Source organism: Sphingopyxis sp. GW247-27LB (genome assembly GCF_002277025.1).
Lineage (GTDB): Bacteria > Pseudomonadota > Alphaproteobacteria > Sphingomonadales > Sphingomonadaceae > Sphingopyxis.
Genome location: NZ_NIWD01000003.1, coordinates 114,413 through 128,672 on the forward strand (window position 1 = coordinate 114,413; position 14,260 = coordinate 128,672).

The window sequence follows — 14,260 nt, forward strand, 5'->3', positions numbered from 1 at the left end:
TTGCTGATGAGGTGGAACAGCAACTGCCCTCCGGAGCGGGCGAACGGCAGATAACCGAGCTCGTCGAGCACGATCAGGTCGAGCCGCGACAGCTGCGCCGCCAGGGTCCCGCCCTTGCCGATCCGGGTCTCCTCTTCGAGGCGTGTCACCAACTATGACAACGACGGGTGGCTTGATCTGTTTGTCACTGCCTACACCGGCAAGTCGGGTAGCCAGCGGCCCGCAAATCGTCTCTACCGCAATATCGGGGGCAAAAGCTTTATCAACGTCCTGCTTCCCGCCTCGGCGCTCAACGCCGGCGACCATGGCGTGCAGTGGATAGACTATAACCGCGATGGCGCGCTCGATCTGTCGCTAACCCGCGGCTATACCGATACCGGCGGCCACTTCCTGTTCCGAAACGACCTCGCAAGGAGCGCGGCCCGGCGAAGCCTTGCGGTCCGCGTCCTCGACAGGACGGGGCAGTTCACGCGCATGGGCGCAGAGGTGCGGCTCTACGACACGGCCGGCCGTATCTTGGCGACACGGCAGGTTTCGACCGGCGAGGGATATAATTCGCAAGGAACACAACCGCTTTACTTTGGCCTCGCTTCGATGTCGCCCATTACCCTGGAAGTCACTTTCATGGACAAAGCCGGTAGCAAGAGCCAACGGATCGAGCCTATCCATCCGGCGCGCTACGCCGGGACCGAGCTCATAGTCCGCCAGCGATAGGCTTCGGTCAGGAGCTAATGTTTCTGGGCAGCATCCGCTCGCCTAGATCGATTCTGATGCGCGCGATCACCGGGGCAGGTTTCACAATGTGCGACGTATGGCCGATGATCGGCACATTGGCACATCTAGGCGGCGCGCACGATGGATCGGGCGACGCGCAATTCATCGAGATAATCGCTCCACCATTGATGCATTGCCACACGTTCCTCCCAATAACGTCCGCGATTGTAGATCCCGCGGATGGCGTTGGCATCTGCATGCGCGAGCGATCGCTCAATCGCGTCGGGACTCCATTTTCCGCTTTCGTTGAGCAGCGAGGAAGCCGTGGTCCGAAGACCATGAGCGGTCACTTCACCGGCAGCATAGCCCATTCGGCGAAAGGCCTGATTGACCGTATTCTCGCTCATTGGCCGCTTCGACGTATGAAAGGCCGGAAAGACGAAACCCTCCGGTCCCGTCAGCGGATAAAGCTCTTCCAGATACTGGAGCACCTGTCGCGAGAGCGGAACCGCGTGCGGCCGGCGCATCTTCATGCATTCGGCCGGAATGGTCCAGACCGCCTTGTCGCGATCGATATCGCTCCATGAGGATTGGCGCAATTCGCCCGGCCGGAGCATGACATGCGGCGAGATCTGGCACGCAAGACGGGTAATCGCATTTCCGGAATAAGCGTCGATCGTCCGGAGCAACTCCCCCACGGCTTCGGGCTCGACGAGCGCGGGATGATGTTTCGTCCGGGGAGCGATCAACGCGCCGCGCAGAACCGACGTCGGGTCCATCTCCCCTCGCCCCGTCGCGACCGCATATCGAAAGACGCGGCTTGCAAAGGATCGGCAGCGCCGCGCCGTTTCATACTTCCCGCGCGCACTGAGCTTTTTGAGCGCGCCCAGCACTTCGATCGGCTTGATGTCGGCGACCGGCATTTTAGCGAGCGGCTTCAGTTGTTCGAGAAGCCAGTTGGCCTTCACCGTTGTGGCCTCGGCCCGGCCCTCGGCCACCATCTTCTCGATATACTCTTCGGCGATCTCGCCAAATGTGTTCGCGGCACCGAATGCGGCGGCGAGCTTCGCACGCTTGCGCTCCAGGATCGGATCCACGCCTTCAGCGATCGCCTGCTGGATATCATCGCGCTTCTTGCGCGCATCGGCGAGACCGACCGCGGGATAGGAGCCAAGCGCAATCCGTTTGTCCTTCCCGTGAAAGAAGTAGCGGAAGCGCCACAGCTTCGCTCCCTTCGGACTGACCTCGACATAGAGGCCGCGATCGTCCGGTACCTTGTAGAGCTTATCTCGCGCCTTGAGCGCCCTGATCTTCACGTCGCTGAGAGCCATTGCCATTTCCTTCCAAAGGGCGGCGGTTTTCTCGTGAAGATTCGGACGGCATCGGGTCAGATTTTTTGAGCGGGAAATTTGACCCGAAAATCTGACCCGGTTTCGACGAGATTATGTAAAATCTCTTCGGACGTCGCGAGACAACCACCGAGAAGAAAATGGCAGATTTCCAGCGATTTTTCAAGGTTTTTGGGACCCTTTGAGAGGGGTCCCTGGTGCCCAGAAGAGGAACTGAACTGGGCATCAAAGCGGCGGAAATCCGATGCAATCAACAACGAGATACCGCTGAAACCATCATAGAAACCATCACAAAATTTGGCAAGGGCTGGACGATATCGGAAGCCGATTTTTGGTTGCAAATTCGCTCGCGATCGCAGTCGCAGCTTTTCAAGCTCGCCGGCAGAAAAATCGCCGACCGAGTAATCATTTTATGAGCGTCGAATTCGAGCTGGCAACTTGCTAGCTATTGCGGCCCAGTCCTGTTGACGAGGCCAATAAGGTCGAGACCACGCGTTCGAGTTCGGCCAGTGCGGCAATTGCCCCCATTCCCAAGAACGACCGCGCGCGCCCGGCGCTGGCCAACGGGCCGCCTTGCGCCGATCGCCTCAGAGAGTTGCCGCACATCCGCCAAAGGACGACAAATGGAGGCTTTGAGCGTCGATCATAACGGTCGAGTTCGCGCCTCGCGCTGTCGCCCGGGTCGTCTTGCAACTATGTACGGTGCCCTTCCGACCAGGCCAAAACAAATCCCATAGCTCAATCCCAGAGCCCACGCGGGTTCCCCCATCAGAGGCTTTCGTACGCTAAAGCGCCCGAGCCCTTCGCGTTAGGATGTGGATTAGCGCCAGAATGGGGCTCTGACTCACTTTTGGTGCAAGTGCGTTGATAGTGGCGAGTTTTTCCCCGAAGGAGGAGATCGCCATGCATGGGAGAGGTTTTCGCGAAGCCATTGCGCCAACAGGATTGGTGATCGACAAGGTCGAGTATGCCGCCGATCAGATACGGATCACCCGGCGATCCCGATTTCGAGTTTCGATTTACCCGAACTGCTGCCGCCCATCTGCGCGTGTCCACAGTCGATATCACTGTACACTCGCCGATCTACTCTCTCATGGCCGACCGGTTCGGATTACTCTTGTCGCCCGGCGTTTTCGCTGCGCCACATCCCGCTGCACCACGCGGATCTTCGTTGAACGCTTTCCTCCAGATGTGACTGCAACATTTGCCCGGCGTACGGCCCGCCTGGATTCTATCGTACATCACCTTAGGCTGGCGCTGGGTGGGCGTCCGGCGGCCAGCTTGGCGCGCCGCCTTGAGGTGTTCATCGGCGCGGGCAAGCGGCGGGAGTGGCCGCCCGAGGTGGAGGCCTCGATTGTCGCGGAGTGCTATTCGGGCCGCAAGGGCGTCAGTCCTGTGGCGCGCCGGCATGGGCTGGATCCCTCGCAGCTATACGCCTGGCGGCGGGATTTGCGTAAACAGCTTGAGGCCGAGGGTGTGATCCTGCCATCGGCACATTCGGAAGATCGGCGAGGATGTGGCCGAGCGCCTCGATGTGGTGCCGACCACCTTCCGCGTCCTGGTCACCCGGCGGCCGCGTTATGGCTGCCGTTCGTGCGAGAGCGCGATCGTGCAGGCTCCGGCGCCAGCGCGGATCATCGAGGGCGGTACTCCCACCGAGGCACTGATCGCCCAGGTGCTGGTATCCAAGTATGCCGATCACCTGCCTGCGCCCCTTGCGTGACCACATTCTCGACGAGCTACGACGATCCGAGCGGTTGTTCGCCGACGAGATAACCGCCCCGGTCCTCGATCCGGGCGCGGGCCGACCAAGACAGGACAGCTCTGGGCCTATGCTCGCGATGATCGACCATGGGGCGGCTGCGATCCGCCGATCGTTGCCTATGTCTATGCGCCAGATCGCAAGGCAAAACGCCCTCACACGCACCTTGGTGATTTCGCGGGCATCCTGCAGGTCGATGGCTATGGCGGCTACGCCGCGCTCGCCCGGCGGCGCCAGCAGATCCGGCTCGCTTTCTGCTGGGCGCACGTCCGCCGCAAGTTCTACGAACTGGCCGACACGTCGCCGGTCGCCACCGAAGTGCTGCGCCGCATTGCCTTGCTCTATGGTGTCGAGGACGAGGTGCGCGGTTCACCCGCCGAGCAACGCTGTGCCGCTCGGACCGAACGCAGCCGCGTCATCGTCGGTGATCTTCATCAATATCTTGCCGCCCCTGGCCGCCAAGTCAGCGCCAAGAGCAAGCTCGGCGAGGCGATCCGCTATGCGCTCACCCGCTGGGATGGACTGTCCCGGTTCATCGACGACGGCCGCATCGAGCTCGACTCCAATACCGTCGAACGCTCGATCCGCCCCCTCGCATTGAATCGCAAAGATGCCCTGTTTGCCGGTTCCGACGAAGGCGGCGACAACTGGGCGGTGATCGCCACGCTCATCGAAAACTGCAAGATCAGCGGCGTCAACCCGCACGGGTGGATGACCCAGACCCTCGTGAAACTTGCCAACGGTCATCCCGCCAACAATCTCGCCCAACTCATGCCATGGTCCACCGTGGCCTGAAAACACCGGTTACATGCTTTCGCTGCTTGGCACTGTTTCGCCTTCCCGTTCTATCTGGTGCGGCGCGAACGATGGCTTGAACGCCGCAACGGCATGGCCGGCGAACGCTGAGTGGCAGCTCCCTTTCCCGGCAGGCAAGGTCTGGCAAGCACCGCACCTGCGGGAACCCGGGGCGAAGGACAACCAGGATCAGGCTGCAAGTGGCGGTGCAGTGTGCGTATCCCAAAGGGCAAGAATGCTGCGGAGTGCGGTTACAAAGGCCAAAGGCTGATCGAGCATCAGATGGTGACGGGCTTCAGGCACCGCGATGATCGGAATGTCACCTCCACCCAGCTCGCGGACGTATTCGGCCGATTCCGGGGTGAAGAGTTGGCTCATACCGCCGTGCACGATGGCCTTCCGGCCCGGTGCCTGCACCAGACGCTCGCCCATGGTGAGCCATTCGTTGGGCTTGTTGCTCCTCCGAAAGACCTCGGTTGAAAACTTCCACGTCCACTCGTCTCCATCCTGTCGCAGGGAATGATAGGCCATGTAGTCCAGAAGGAATGGCTCGCCGACCGGCTGGGGCGGGGAAAGGATGTACCGCTTACGTGCCGTTTCATAGCAAGGATAACGCTTGCTGGGCTTGTCCGGATCGCCGGAACCAGGGCTTGACCGCCTGAGGTTCCAGTACTCTTCCAGGAGAGCGGGCCGCATGATCATGAGATCGCAAACCACCACTCCGGCAAAGGCCTCGGGCCACTGGGTCACGGCTGTCAGGGCTGCGCCCGACCCGAAGCTGTGCGCGATGATTGTCGGCTTTTGGCCATCCGCAAACATATTCAGCGCCTCGGCAATCTCGCGAAACTCGCCCCCTCTCGCCAAGAGGTCGGCGCGACCACGCATGTCGCTGTCGCCCATGCCGGCCAGATCAAACGCCACCACGTCATAATCTTCTGCCAGAAACGGTGCAATGAAGGCAAAGCAGCGCGCATGTGCCAGAAAGCCATGGGTCATCAATACCTTGGGCTTGCTGGGGTCACCCCAGCGGAAATAGTGCGCCTTGGCCCCATCTATTTCCACATAACCTTCTTCGCGGGGCACCTTGAGCGCCGACACGAACCATTCGGGCAGATGTGAGCCGTCGCCAGCCCAAACAGGATCAATGTCCACTGGAAAGTCACTTATTCTGAACATCTCATTCATCAGGTTGCGCTGTCCTTGTTCGCTGGTGTGCTGGCGGCAAAGCCGCGGTAGGCATCGCGTGCCACATCGCCGCAAATCGCAGCATAGGTCGACACGCTTGGAAAATTGATGAGTTGGCGCTTCTTACCCGGGATGTTTGCGCCCATGTACCAGGAGTCCGCTTCGGGAAAGAGCGTCATAGCGCCAACCTGAGCGACCATTTCGGTCCAGTCCGCCTCTGCTTGCGGATCGGCGTCGAAAAGATCGTAACCGTTGTTTCGCAGCCAGACCATGAAATCGCAGATCCAGTCGCCCTGCATTTCCGCGCTTGTCGGGCCGTTGGAAAAACCCGAGGGGCTCAGGGGTCCGTAAGCGAACAGCATGTTGGGGAAACCCGATACCGCCATTCCCAGATAGGCGCGCAGCCCGTTGTCCCAAGCTTGCGACAGTAACAGGCCGCCCCTGCCGGTGATGTTCATGTCGATCAACCCGCCCCGCCCCGCGTCGAAGCCGGTGGCGAAAACGATGAGATCGCATTCGACCTCGCCGTCTGCGGTTGTGATTGCGTGCGGCCCGACACGGGTGATCGGGTTTGCCTTCAGATCAACCAGCGCAACATTGTCCTGCGCGAAAATCTCGTAATATCCCTGTTCCAGCGAAGGTCGCTTCGTGCCGAACGGATGCGGCGGTTCGGATGGGGCGAGTTTCTCGGCCAGATCGGGATCGGCGATCCGCGCGCGAACCTTGTCGCGCCAGAAATCGTAGGCGTGGCGATTGGCTGCGCGATTGGTAAGCAAGTCGGCGAAGTTGTGGTACCAGAACCTCAATCCGCCTCGCTGCCATAAATCTTCGAAGTGGGCATTGCGCTCAATCTCGTCGACTTCGAGCGCCGAGACTTCAAGTGACTGGCTTTCAAATCCTCCGCTCGTCTGCCTGCGCTGTTCGAAAAGGGCAGGATAGCTGTGCTTTTCGCGTTCCTGATCCTCCCGCGTCAGCCGCTCCTGCCGCATCGGCAGGGCCAGGATCGGGGTTCTTTGGAACAGGATCAGCGCTTCAGCCCGCTTGGCTGCTTCTTGGGCGACCTGCACACCGCTCGCTCCGGTTCCGATCAGGGCAACTTTGCGCCCATCGAGATCAATACCCTCCTGCGACCAGCGCGCCGTGTGGCACCATTCGCCCTCGAAATCCTCAATGCCCGGAATGTCGGGGATATACGGCTTCGACGCAAAACCGAGGGCTGGGAGCAAGAAGCGTGTCGATACGGATTGCCCGCCCTCAAGCTGTAGATTCCATAGTCCCCGCCCTGCATCAAAATCGGCGCTTTCGACCCTCGATCCCATCCGCATCAGCGGCCAAAGGTTCAGCGTATCGCAGACATGGCGGAAATAGGCCCTGAGTTCTTCCCAGCCGGGAAAGCGCTCACTCCAAGTCCATGTCCGCCACACTTCGGGGATCGAGAATTCATAGAGCGGAATCTGCGAATCCACGCGTGCGCCGGGATAGCAATTCCAGTGCCAGATGCCGCCCGGATCGGTCGCAGCATCGACCAGCAGCACGTTGAACCCGGCGTCCCGCAACTTGTGGAGCAAGTAGATCCCGCTGAAGCCAGCACCGATGATCACAGCGTCATAATCGGGCGAAGTCTGATTCGTCATGAAGCGGCAGTCAGGCTCTCGGCAATTGCCTTCGCCGTTGCATAGTCGGCCTTGCCGTTCGATGCGCGCAGGGGGATCTTCGTTGGATATATGGCCTTCGGTGTTTTGTAGCCTGCCAACTGCCCCCGCACATGATCCTTGACGGCTTGCTCGTCGAACGCAACGTCGCCGCTGAGGTGGACGACGGCGGTGACGGCCTGACCCCATTTTTCGTTTGGCACGTCCACGACCAGCGCGTCACCAATCGCGGGATGGGTCTTGAGAATCTCCTCGACTTCCTCGGGGTAAACTTTCTCGCCAGCAGTGTTGATGCAAACGCTGCCACGGCCCAGCAAGGTCAGGCTGCCATCGGCCTCGACCGTGCACCAGTCGCCCGGAATCGAATAGCGGACCCCATCGATTGTGCGGAAGGTCTTGGCGGATTTCTCGGGATCCTTGTAATAACCCGCTGGGATCGCACCCATGAGGGCGATAAATCCCGGTACGCCGCTTCCCGGCGTCACTTTCTGGTCGTTTTCATCAAAGACATGACAGAATTCGCCAATCGCAAATTTCGCGGTGTTGGTGCCCCCTTGCGCGGTTGTGATGGAGCGGCCGAAGCCGAGCCCTTCGGAAGCGCCGAAGCTGTCCATCAGCACCACCTGGGGGATATGCTTGCACAGCCCAGCCTTGACTTCCTTGCTCCACATCACGCCGGATGAAACGATGGTGACGAGGCTGCTGGTATCCCAGCGGCCGGGATTCCGGTCCAGCGCCTGCAGCATTGGCTTGGCAAAGGCATCGCCCACAATTGCGATGCTTTGCACCTTATGCTTATCAACTGTTTCCCACAACTCCGTCGCATCGAAGGACGAGTCTGCGAGTGTAACGATGGCGCCGCCCGACATAAGTGTGCCGATCGCGGTGATGAAGCCGGTCCCGTGCATCATCGGGCAGGATGGCAGGGTGCGGTTGCCGGGCCCTTGACTTGTGATCAACGCGACGTGTTCTTCGAGTGTCTGAGGAACGGGGGCGAGCAGCTTCTGGGCCTCGAGCTGTGCTTTGCGCATTTGGTCGTGATGCCACATCACGCCCTTGGGCATGCCCGTCGTGCCGCCGGTATAGATGAAGAGCTGATCTTCGGGAGAGCGCACTATGCCGAGCGCCGATCCGTCGCCTTCTTGCGCGAGTGTTTCGTAAGGGATCGCAAAAGGCGCGATTTGCGAAGCCTCGCCAATTTCCACAAAGGTGTGAACCTTCTCGAGCCGATCCTTGAGCTCGACGATACAGTCGCGGAATTCCGAGCTGTAGACGATCACTTCGCTATCGGAATCGTCGAAGATATAGAAGACCTCCTCGGCGACATAGCGGTAATTGATGTTCACATGGATCAGGCGCCCCTTGAAGCAGGCTGCCATCAACTCGCCATATTCGGGTCGGTTGCGCATATAAAAGGCAACCTTGGCCCCATTGCCGGCTCCGCGCTGCCGGAGCGCGCGGGCAACATTGTTCGAACGTCCCGACATTTCGGGCCAGGTGATGATCCGGTCGCCGTGTATCAGGGCCGGCGCATCCTTTGGCATGACGGGCTCGATAGCGTCGAGAATGTCGCCGAGATTCCAGTCGATCACATTAGTTCCCCTCTCCGAACGGGGTGGCGGCTTTGGCGCACTTCCCTTGGAAGAAACATCACGCAGCTTTGGTCCAGCCCTGAAGTGCCGCAGCCTCCGCCCGGACCGCTTCTGGCCCACCCAGAACCTGCCGGTCGAATCCGATCCGTTTGAACCAGTAATGCAGGCCAAGCAGGTCGGTGAATCCCATTCCGCCGTGCACTTCGGTGGAAGTGCGTGCGACAAATCGATAGACCTCGGCCGTGTGCGATTTGGCATGGCAGGCAAGCAGTGATGCCTCATTCGGCACCGCGTCGAAGGCGTGGGCGGCGTACCAGACGAGCGAACGGCACGGTTCATGCCGCGCGGCCATCTCGGCGCACATATGCTTTACGGCCTGGAAACTACCGATCAGGCGGCCGAACTGTTCGCGCTGACCAGCATAATCGACAGCCCTTTCGATCATGGCCTGACCTGCGCCAAGGCTGTCTGCGGCGAGGATCACGCGGCCCGCATCGCGCAGCCGGGCCACTGTAGCTCCGCCATCGTCAGCCAGTGGTTCCGCTTCGTCCCCGTCAAACCGCAATTCCCCGACGCTACGGGTGCGATCGATGGTCGTCAACGCGATAGCTTCCAGCCCGGACGCCTTGGCACCGACAAGGTGCAGCCTGCCACCGGAATCGGCGACGACGTAGGCATCAGCTCCTTCGAAATCGAGCGCGAACAGGGCGGTGCCGTTGAGCTTCCCGCCGGCAGAGGAAACTCCCGCGCCGTCGCGCACCTCGATCGTCTCGGAAATCGCGACACCGACACGCGCCTCGCCGCTCGCTATCTTTGGCAGCCAGTGGGCCTTTTGCTCCTCGTTGCCAGCTTCGCGCAAGGCGATCGGTGCGAGAACCTGACTGGCGAGAAACGGCACCGGTGCGACCGCATAGCCAAGCTGTTCCGCCACCACCGCCGCGTCGAGCAAGGTCATGCCGAGCCCGCCATGCTCTTCGGGGACGAGCATTCCGGCAACGCCCAGATCGTGGAGGGCGCGCAACACCTGGTCGCTCAACGGATTGTCCCGCTCCGCACATTCGCGGACGTGACTGAGCGGGCTGGTATCGGCGAGGCACCGCGAAACGGCGTCGCGCAACATCTGCTGGTCCTGCGAAAGTCCAAAGTCCATCAGTCTGCTCCCTGCTTCTGTCGCGCCATGTCCGCGGGGTTCGGCTCACGTGGCATTTCAAGGCCGCGTTCGGCGATGATGTTCTTCTGGATCTGAGCGGTCCCGCCGCCGATGATGAGACCGAGTTGGAACATATAGTTCCATTGCCACGCCCCGCCGTCCCGCTCACGCGGGCTGTGGTGATAGAGTATGCCCAGTTCGCCCATGGCGTCGATTGCCAGCGCGGATATCTGGTGAGCGAGTTCACAGCTTTGCAACTTGACGATCAGCTTCGCCATGCCGCCCGGCTCTCCCCTAAGGCTGTTCGAAAGGATGCGCATCCCATTGTATTTCATCGCCGCTACTTCGGCCTGAAGTGCCACTAGCCGGTCGCGCAGTACCGGATTGTCGATCGCGCGACCCTGGCCCAAACGCTCTTCCTGCATCAGTGCGATCAGCGCCTGCAGCCGGTTTTCGAGCGCGTCGGGATCGCCCAGCATTCCGCGCTCATGGCCTAGGGTTGCGTTCGCGACGAACCAGCCCTGGCCCCGCTGGCCGACGATCTGGTGCATGGGGACGCGCACATCGGTGAAGAACGTCTCGTTGAACTCGGCGTGACCGGTCATCGTCTTCAAGGGGCGAACCTCGATGCCCTGCGTGTCCATCGAAAAGATCAGGTAGGAAATGCCGCCATGTTTGGGTGCGTCAGGTTCGGTCCTGACCAGGCAAAAGATCATGTCGGCCTGCTTGGCGGTGCTGGTCCAGATCTTCTGGCCATTGATAACAAATTCGCCGTTTTCGATGTGCGCGCTGGTCTTGAGGTTGGCTAGGTCCGACCCGGCACCGGGTTCGGAATAGCCCTGGCACCATACGATATCGCCTTTCAACGTGGGTTCGATCCAGCGCCGTTTCTGTTCCTCGGTGCCGAGTTCAAGCAGGGTCGGCACGAACATCGAGATTCCCTGATTAGAAAGCCCGCCCGGCACCCTGGCCCGCGCAAATTCCTCTGCGATGATGCGCGATTGGAGAATGTCCGGCTCCGCTCCATAGCCTCCATACTCCTGCGGGATCGTTCGCGCGGTATACCCATGCTCGATCAACAGCTTCTGCCATTCGACTGCCTTGGACGAAGGTCGGGCCGCCCGGTCAGCAGAAGGCGGCGCGAGATGGCGGTGCGCTTCGATGAAAGCCCGCACTTGCTTGCGGAAGACATCGTATTCGGGCCCGTAATCAAGATCCATGACGCTTCTAACTTTCACGCAGGCGGAAAACAGGAAGGCGGAAGTCCTCACCGATCAATTCGAATTCCACTTCCACCGGAAGGTCGAGCGCTAGGCGCTCGTGATCGCAACCAATCAGGCGCGTGGCCATGCGTACGCCCTCTTCCAATTCCACCACCGCCGCCACGAAGGGAATTTCGTCGGCAAAAGCCGGGTGGAGGGCCTGGTGGGTAACGGTCCAGGAAAACAGCGTGCCCTTGCCACTGCTGCGTTCCCAGGAGAATTCCGGCGAGCCGCACTTTGCGCACATATAGCGCGGTAGGTGGCGGAAGCAGCCGCAGCCGCCGCAGCGCTGGAAATAGAGATTGCCGTCTTGGCACCGCTTCCAGAATTCCTGCTCAACCGGGTCTTGCGGGCGAGGTCGCGGTTTGGGCGGCGCAACCTGCGCGGAGGGCCGCATTTTGGGAGGCAGATCGCTCTCGCTGCTCATGCAAACCTCCTGAGAATGGCAATGCTTCCATCGCCAAGGTCACCCCAGCCGGTCACAAGACCAGTTTGGGCTCCCAGCACCTGGCGCTCGCCGCAGTCGTGACGAAGCTGGCGCACTGCCTCGACCACGTGGTTGAGTCCCCAGACATGCGCCTCACTGAGCAAGCCGCCATGGGTGTTGATCGGATAGCGGCCACCCAGCTCAATCTGGCCATTGGCGACGAATTCGAACTGTGCACCCGGTTCGCAATAGCCCATCGCTTCCAGTTGCAGCAGAACGACATAGGTAAAGCAGTCGTAAATCTGCAGGAAATCCATGTCCTCGCGCTTGACGCCCGCCATGTCGAAAGCGCGCGGGGCAGCATAGCTGAGGCCAATCTTGAAGGGATCGGGCCGCGAGGGGATGTCGTCGGCGGGATAGGGGTGGCCTTCCGCGGCACCGGCGATGCTGACGGGCACATGCGGCATATCCCTGGCCCGATCCATTCGCGATATGACTACCGCGCAGGCGCCATCGGTTTCAAGGCAGCAATCGTAAAGGCGGAAGGGCTCGGATATCCAGCGCGCCGAATGATAGGTTTCCGCGTCGAGTTCGCGCCCATAGGTAAAGGCGCGCGGATTCAACTGCGCGTGACGCCGGCAGGCTAGCGCTACCGCTGCCATCGCATCCGCGCCCACGCCGTAAAGCTTCGAGTGACGGGTCGCCAGCCAAGCATACATCTGCACCGGCAGGAACACACCATAGGGGATGTAATAGCCCTGGATGGTATTGGTCAGCGTGTTCATGTTCATCGCCCGAGTGGGCGGGGCACCCGGCTTGGGCCTGAGGGCGGAATAGCCGTTCCAACCGAGCGTCACCAGCACGTGATCGCAAAGCCCGCTGGCGATCGCCATTGCCGCGTTCTGCAGCGCCGTCGTCGGGCTGGCGCCGCCCATGTGAACGGTGGCCGCATAGCGCAGCACATCAATGCCGAGATTGGCGGCCATTTCCTCCGAGGTCGTATAGATCGGCGGCGGCACCATGCCGTCGATGTCGCAAGGTTTCAGCCCGGCATCTGAGATTGCGCGGCGCGAGGCTTCCAGCATCATGTCCACCGCGGTCCGTTCGGTGCCCTTGACGAATGCGGTTTCGCCCACACCGGTTATGGCGGCCTTGTCGGCAAAGGATAAGGTCTGCGAAGCGTTCATACAGCGTACCCGTCTTGCCGCAATTCAGGAATAGAATCTGGCATCGGCCAGCGCCCTTTCGGCCCCTTCGACAAGATCGCGCATGACCTCTGCCGCTGGACGGATCGAATGGATCAATCCAATTCCCTGCCCCGCGAAGCCGGGCATGATATCCTTGCGCTGAGCCTTTATGCCCGAAGCCATGACCGGCCCTGAAATCATCGACTGGTAAGGCATCGGAAGCGGCTCCTTGCCCGCCGCAACCCAAGCATCGGCCCATTTGTTGCGGATCATGCGCGCAGGCTTGCCGGTCAACGAACGGCTAACGACGGTATCTGCATCGCCGCCGTCGGTTATTGCTTCCTTTTGGAACCGTTCAATCCCTGCCTCTTCGGTTGCCAGGAACGCCGTTCCGACCCACGCGCCCAGAGCGCCCAGCATCATCGCTGCGGCGACTCCGCGGCCATCGGAGATTCCACCTGCTCCGATCACGGGAACCCGATCGCCCACCGCGTCGACTACCTGCGGAATCAGCGAGAAGGTTCCGATCGGGGAGTTGTGCCCGCCGCCATCGTGGCCCTGCGCCACAATCATGTCGATGCCGGAATCGACCACCTGCTGGGCGTGCTTGACCTTGCCGATCACCGCCATGACCCTGGTGCCATTGGAATGAAGGCGGTCCATCCACGGTCCGGGATTGCCGAGGCCGGCGGCATAGACTGGCACCTTTTCCTCGATTACCACTTCCATCTGCGCCTCGAAAAACTCCCGCGTGAACAGCTGCGGACCGCCCTTGCCCATTTCCGGCGCGCCAGCCGCGCGCATGGCCATTGCGGCATCCACTTCGGGCAGATCCTCGCGTTCCATGAAATCGCGGGTGAACTGCTGATATTCGCCAAGCAGTGCCATCGGGTTTTCGAGCGAGGCGCCGCTCTGCGGTGCCGAACCGCGCCTGACGGAGGCAGGCAGAAGGGTGTCGACCCCAAATGGCTTATCGGTCAGTTCGCGGGTCTGGCGGATCCAGCTGCGCAACTGGTCTGGCGAGCAGGCCGCAGCGCCAAGAACGCCAAGTCCCCCGGCATTCGATACTGCGGCCGCGAGCGCGGGGACACTCGCCCCGCCCATTCCGGCCAGAAGGATCGGGTATTCGATCCCGAGAATTTCGCATATGCGGCTCTTGAGTGCCATCGTAATACCCTCTCCATC

At 60.9% G+C, this 14,260-nt stretch carries 13 protein-coding genes and 3 pseudogenes; 6 read left to right on the plus strand and 10 right to left on the minus strand.

Translation table 11 applies throughout. From position 1 onward, the window contains the following. Positions 1-152: pseudogene (locus CD928_RS04290) on the minus strand (ATP-binding protein); the annotation flags it as partial. On the opposite strand from CD928_RS04290, the gene CD928_RS04295 reads away from it, so the two are divergent. Beyond that, positions 115-714, plus strand: a complete 600-nt coding sequence (locus CD928_RS04295) for a VCBS repeat-containing protein (RefSeq protein WP_176473445.1) — start codon at positions 115-117, stop codon at positions 712-714. The pseudogene CD928_RS04290 and the gene CD928_RS04295 sit on opposite strands and share 38 nt — an antisense overlap. A 125-nt stretch (positions 715-839) precedes the next feature. On the opposite strand, the gene CD928_RS04300 is transcribed toward CD928_RS04295, so the two are convergent. Continuing rightward, on the minus strand, positions 840-2,045 hold the full coding sequence (locus CD928_RS04300; RefSeq protein ID WP_095385517.1) for an integrase arm-type DNA-binding domain-containing protein: 1,206 nt from the start codon (positions 2,043-2,045) through the stop codon (positions 840-842). A gap of 215 nt (positions 2,046-2,260) precedes the next feature. Here CD928_RS04300 and CD928_RS22920 point away from each other — a divergent pair, with 215 nt between their 5' ends. The 5 genes and pseudogenes from CD928_RS22920 to CD928_RS04310 all read left to right on the plus strand — a co-directional run bounded on the left by CD928_RS22920 (position 2,261) and on the right by CD928_RS04310 (position 4,620). Then, positions 2,261-2,479 (plus strand): hypothetical protein, encoded by a 219-nt coding sequence (locus tag CD928_RS22920; protein WP_141237084.1) that lies wholly within the window; start codon positions 2,261-2,263, stop codon positions 2,477-2,479. Positions 2,480-3,104: 625 nt separating this feature from the next. Continuing rightward, positions 3,105-3,365 (plus strand): annotated as a pseudogene (locus CD928_RS23700) (ISL3 family transposase); the annotation flags it as partial. Continuing rightward, a pseudogene (locus CD928_RS04305) lies at positions 3,363-3,524 on the plus strand (transposase); the annotation flags it as partial. The pseudogenes CD928_RS23700 and CD928_RS04305, both read left to right, overlap by 3 nt. Positions 3,525-3,579: 55 nt before the next feature. Next, a complete protein-coding gene (locus CD928_RS23705) occupies positions 3,580-3,786 on the plus strand; it encodes an IS66 family transposase zinc-finger binding domain-containing protein (RefSeq protein ID WP_255247033.1) in 207 nt (68 codons plus the stop codon). Between the two features lie 24 nt (positions 3,787-3,810). Further along, positions 3,811-4,620 (plus strand): IS66 family transposase, encoded by an 810-nt coding sequence (locus CD928_RS04310; RefSeq protein ID WP_255247034.1) that lies wholly within the window; start codon positions 3,811-3,813, stop codon positions 4,618-4,620. A gap of 189 nt (positions 4,621-4,809) precedes the next feature. Here CD928_RS04310 and CD928_RS04315 read toward each other — a convergent pair whose 3' ends face one another. From CD928_RS04315 to CD928_RS04350, 8 genes are read right to left on the minus strand one after another with little or no spacing between them, the layout of a single operon-like run. Continuing rightward, a complete protein-coding gene (locus CD928_RS04315) occupies positions 4,810-5,805 on the minus strand; it encodes an alpha/beta fold hydrolase (RefSeq protein ID WP_039575348.1) in 996 nt (331 codons plus the stop codon). Next, the gene (locus tag CD928_RS04320; protein ID WP_054588684.1) at positions 5,805-7,439 is read right to left on the minus strand and encodes an NAD(P)/FAD-dependent oxidoreductase; all 1,635 of its coding nucleotides are present in this window, start codon (positions 7,437-7,439) and stop codon (positions 5,805-5,807) included. The genes CD928_RS04315 and CD928_RS04320 overlap by 1 nt, the downstream gene beginning before the upstream one ends. Next, complete coding sequence (locus CD928_RS04325; protein ID WP_054588685.1) at positions 7,436-9,049, minus strand: acyl-CoA synthetase; 1,614 nt, start codon at positions 9,047-9,049, stop codon at positions 7,436-7,438. The genes CD928_RS04320 and CD928_RS04325 overlap by 4 nt, the downstream gene beginning before the upstream one ends. A 58-nt stretch (positions 9,050-9,107) precedes the next feature. Next, a complete protein-coding gene (locus tag CD928_RS04330; protein WP_054588686.1) occupies positions 9,108-10,199 on the minus strand; it encodes an acyl-CoA dehydrogenase family protein in 1,092 nt (363 codons plus the stop codon). Next, positions 10,199-11,419, minus strand: coding sequence for an acyl-CoA dehydrogenase family protein (locus CD928_RS04335; protein ID WP_054588687.1), 1,221 nt, complete (start codon positions 11,417-11,419; stop codon positions 10,199-10,201). Before CD928_RS04335 ends, CD928_RS04330 begins: the two co-directional genes overlap by 1 nt. 7 nt (positions 11,420-11,426) lie before the next feature. Further along, complete coding sequence (locus tag CD928_RS04340; RefSeq protein ID WP_054588688.1) at positions 11,427-11,888, minus strand: Zn-ribbon domain-containing OB-fold protein; 462 nt, start codon at positions 11,886-11,888, stop codon at positions 11,427-11,429. Further along, positions 11,885-13,075 carry a transporter gene (locus tag CD928_RS04345; RefSeq protein ID WP_054588689.1) on the minus strand — a complete coding sequence of 397 codons (1,191 nt, stop codon included), beginning with the start codon at positions 13,073-13,075 and terminating at the stop codon, positions 11,885-11,887. Before CD928_RS04345 ends, CD928_RS04340 begins: the two co-directional genes overlap by 4 nt. 24 nt (positions 13,076-13,099) lie before the next feature. After that, a complete protein-coding gene (locus tag CD928_RS04350) occupies positions 13,100-14,242 on the minus strand; it encodes a nitronate monooxygenase family protein (protein WP_054588690.1) in 1,143 nt (380 codons plus the stop codon). Positions 14,243-14,260 lie beyond the last annotated feature (18 nt).

Excerpts from the sequence above, each read along its gene's own strand:
- CD928_RS04300 (WP_095385517.1), bottom strand. The coding sequence starts at position 2,045 with ATGGCTCTCAGCGACGTGAAGATCAGGGCGCTCAAGGCGCGAGATAAG.
- CD928_RS04320 (WP_054588684.1), bottom strand. The coding sequence starts at position 7,439 with ATGACGAATCAGACTTCGCCCGATTATGACGCTGTGATCATCGGTGCT.
- CD928_RS04350 (WP_054588690.1), bottom strand. The coding sequence starts at position 14,242 with ATGGCACTCAAGAGCCGCATATGCGAAATTCTCGGGATCGAATACCCG.
- CD928_RS04315 (WP_039575348.1), bottom strand. The coding sequence starts at position 5,805 with ATGAATGAGATGTTCAGAATAAGTGACTTTCCAGTGGACATTGATCCT.
- CD928_RS04345 (WP_054588689.1), bottom strand. The coding sequence starts at position 13,075 with ATGAACGCTTCGCAGACCTTATCCTTTGCCGACAAGGCCGCCATAACC.
- CD928_RS04335 (WP_054588687.1), bottom strand. The coding sequence starts at position 11,419 with ATGGATCTTGATTACGGGCCCGAATACGATGTCTTCCGCAAGCAAGTG.
- CD928_RS04330 (WP_054588686.1), bottom strand. The coding sequence starts at position 10,199 with ATGGACTTTGGACTTTCGCAGGACCAGCAGATGTTGCGCGACGCCGTT.
- CD928_RS04340 (WP_054588688.1), bottom strand. The coding sequence starts at position 11,888 with ATGAGCAGCGAGAGCGATCTGCCTCCCAAAATGCGGCCCTCCGCGCAG.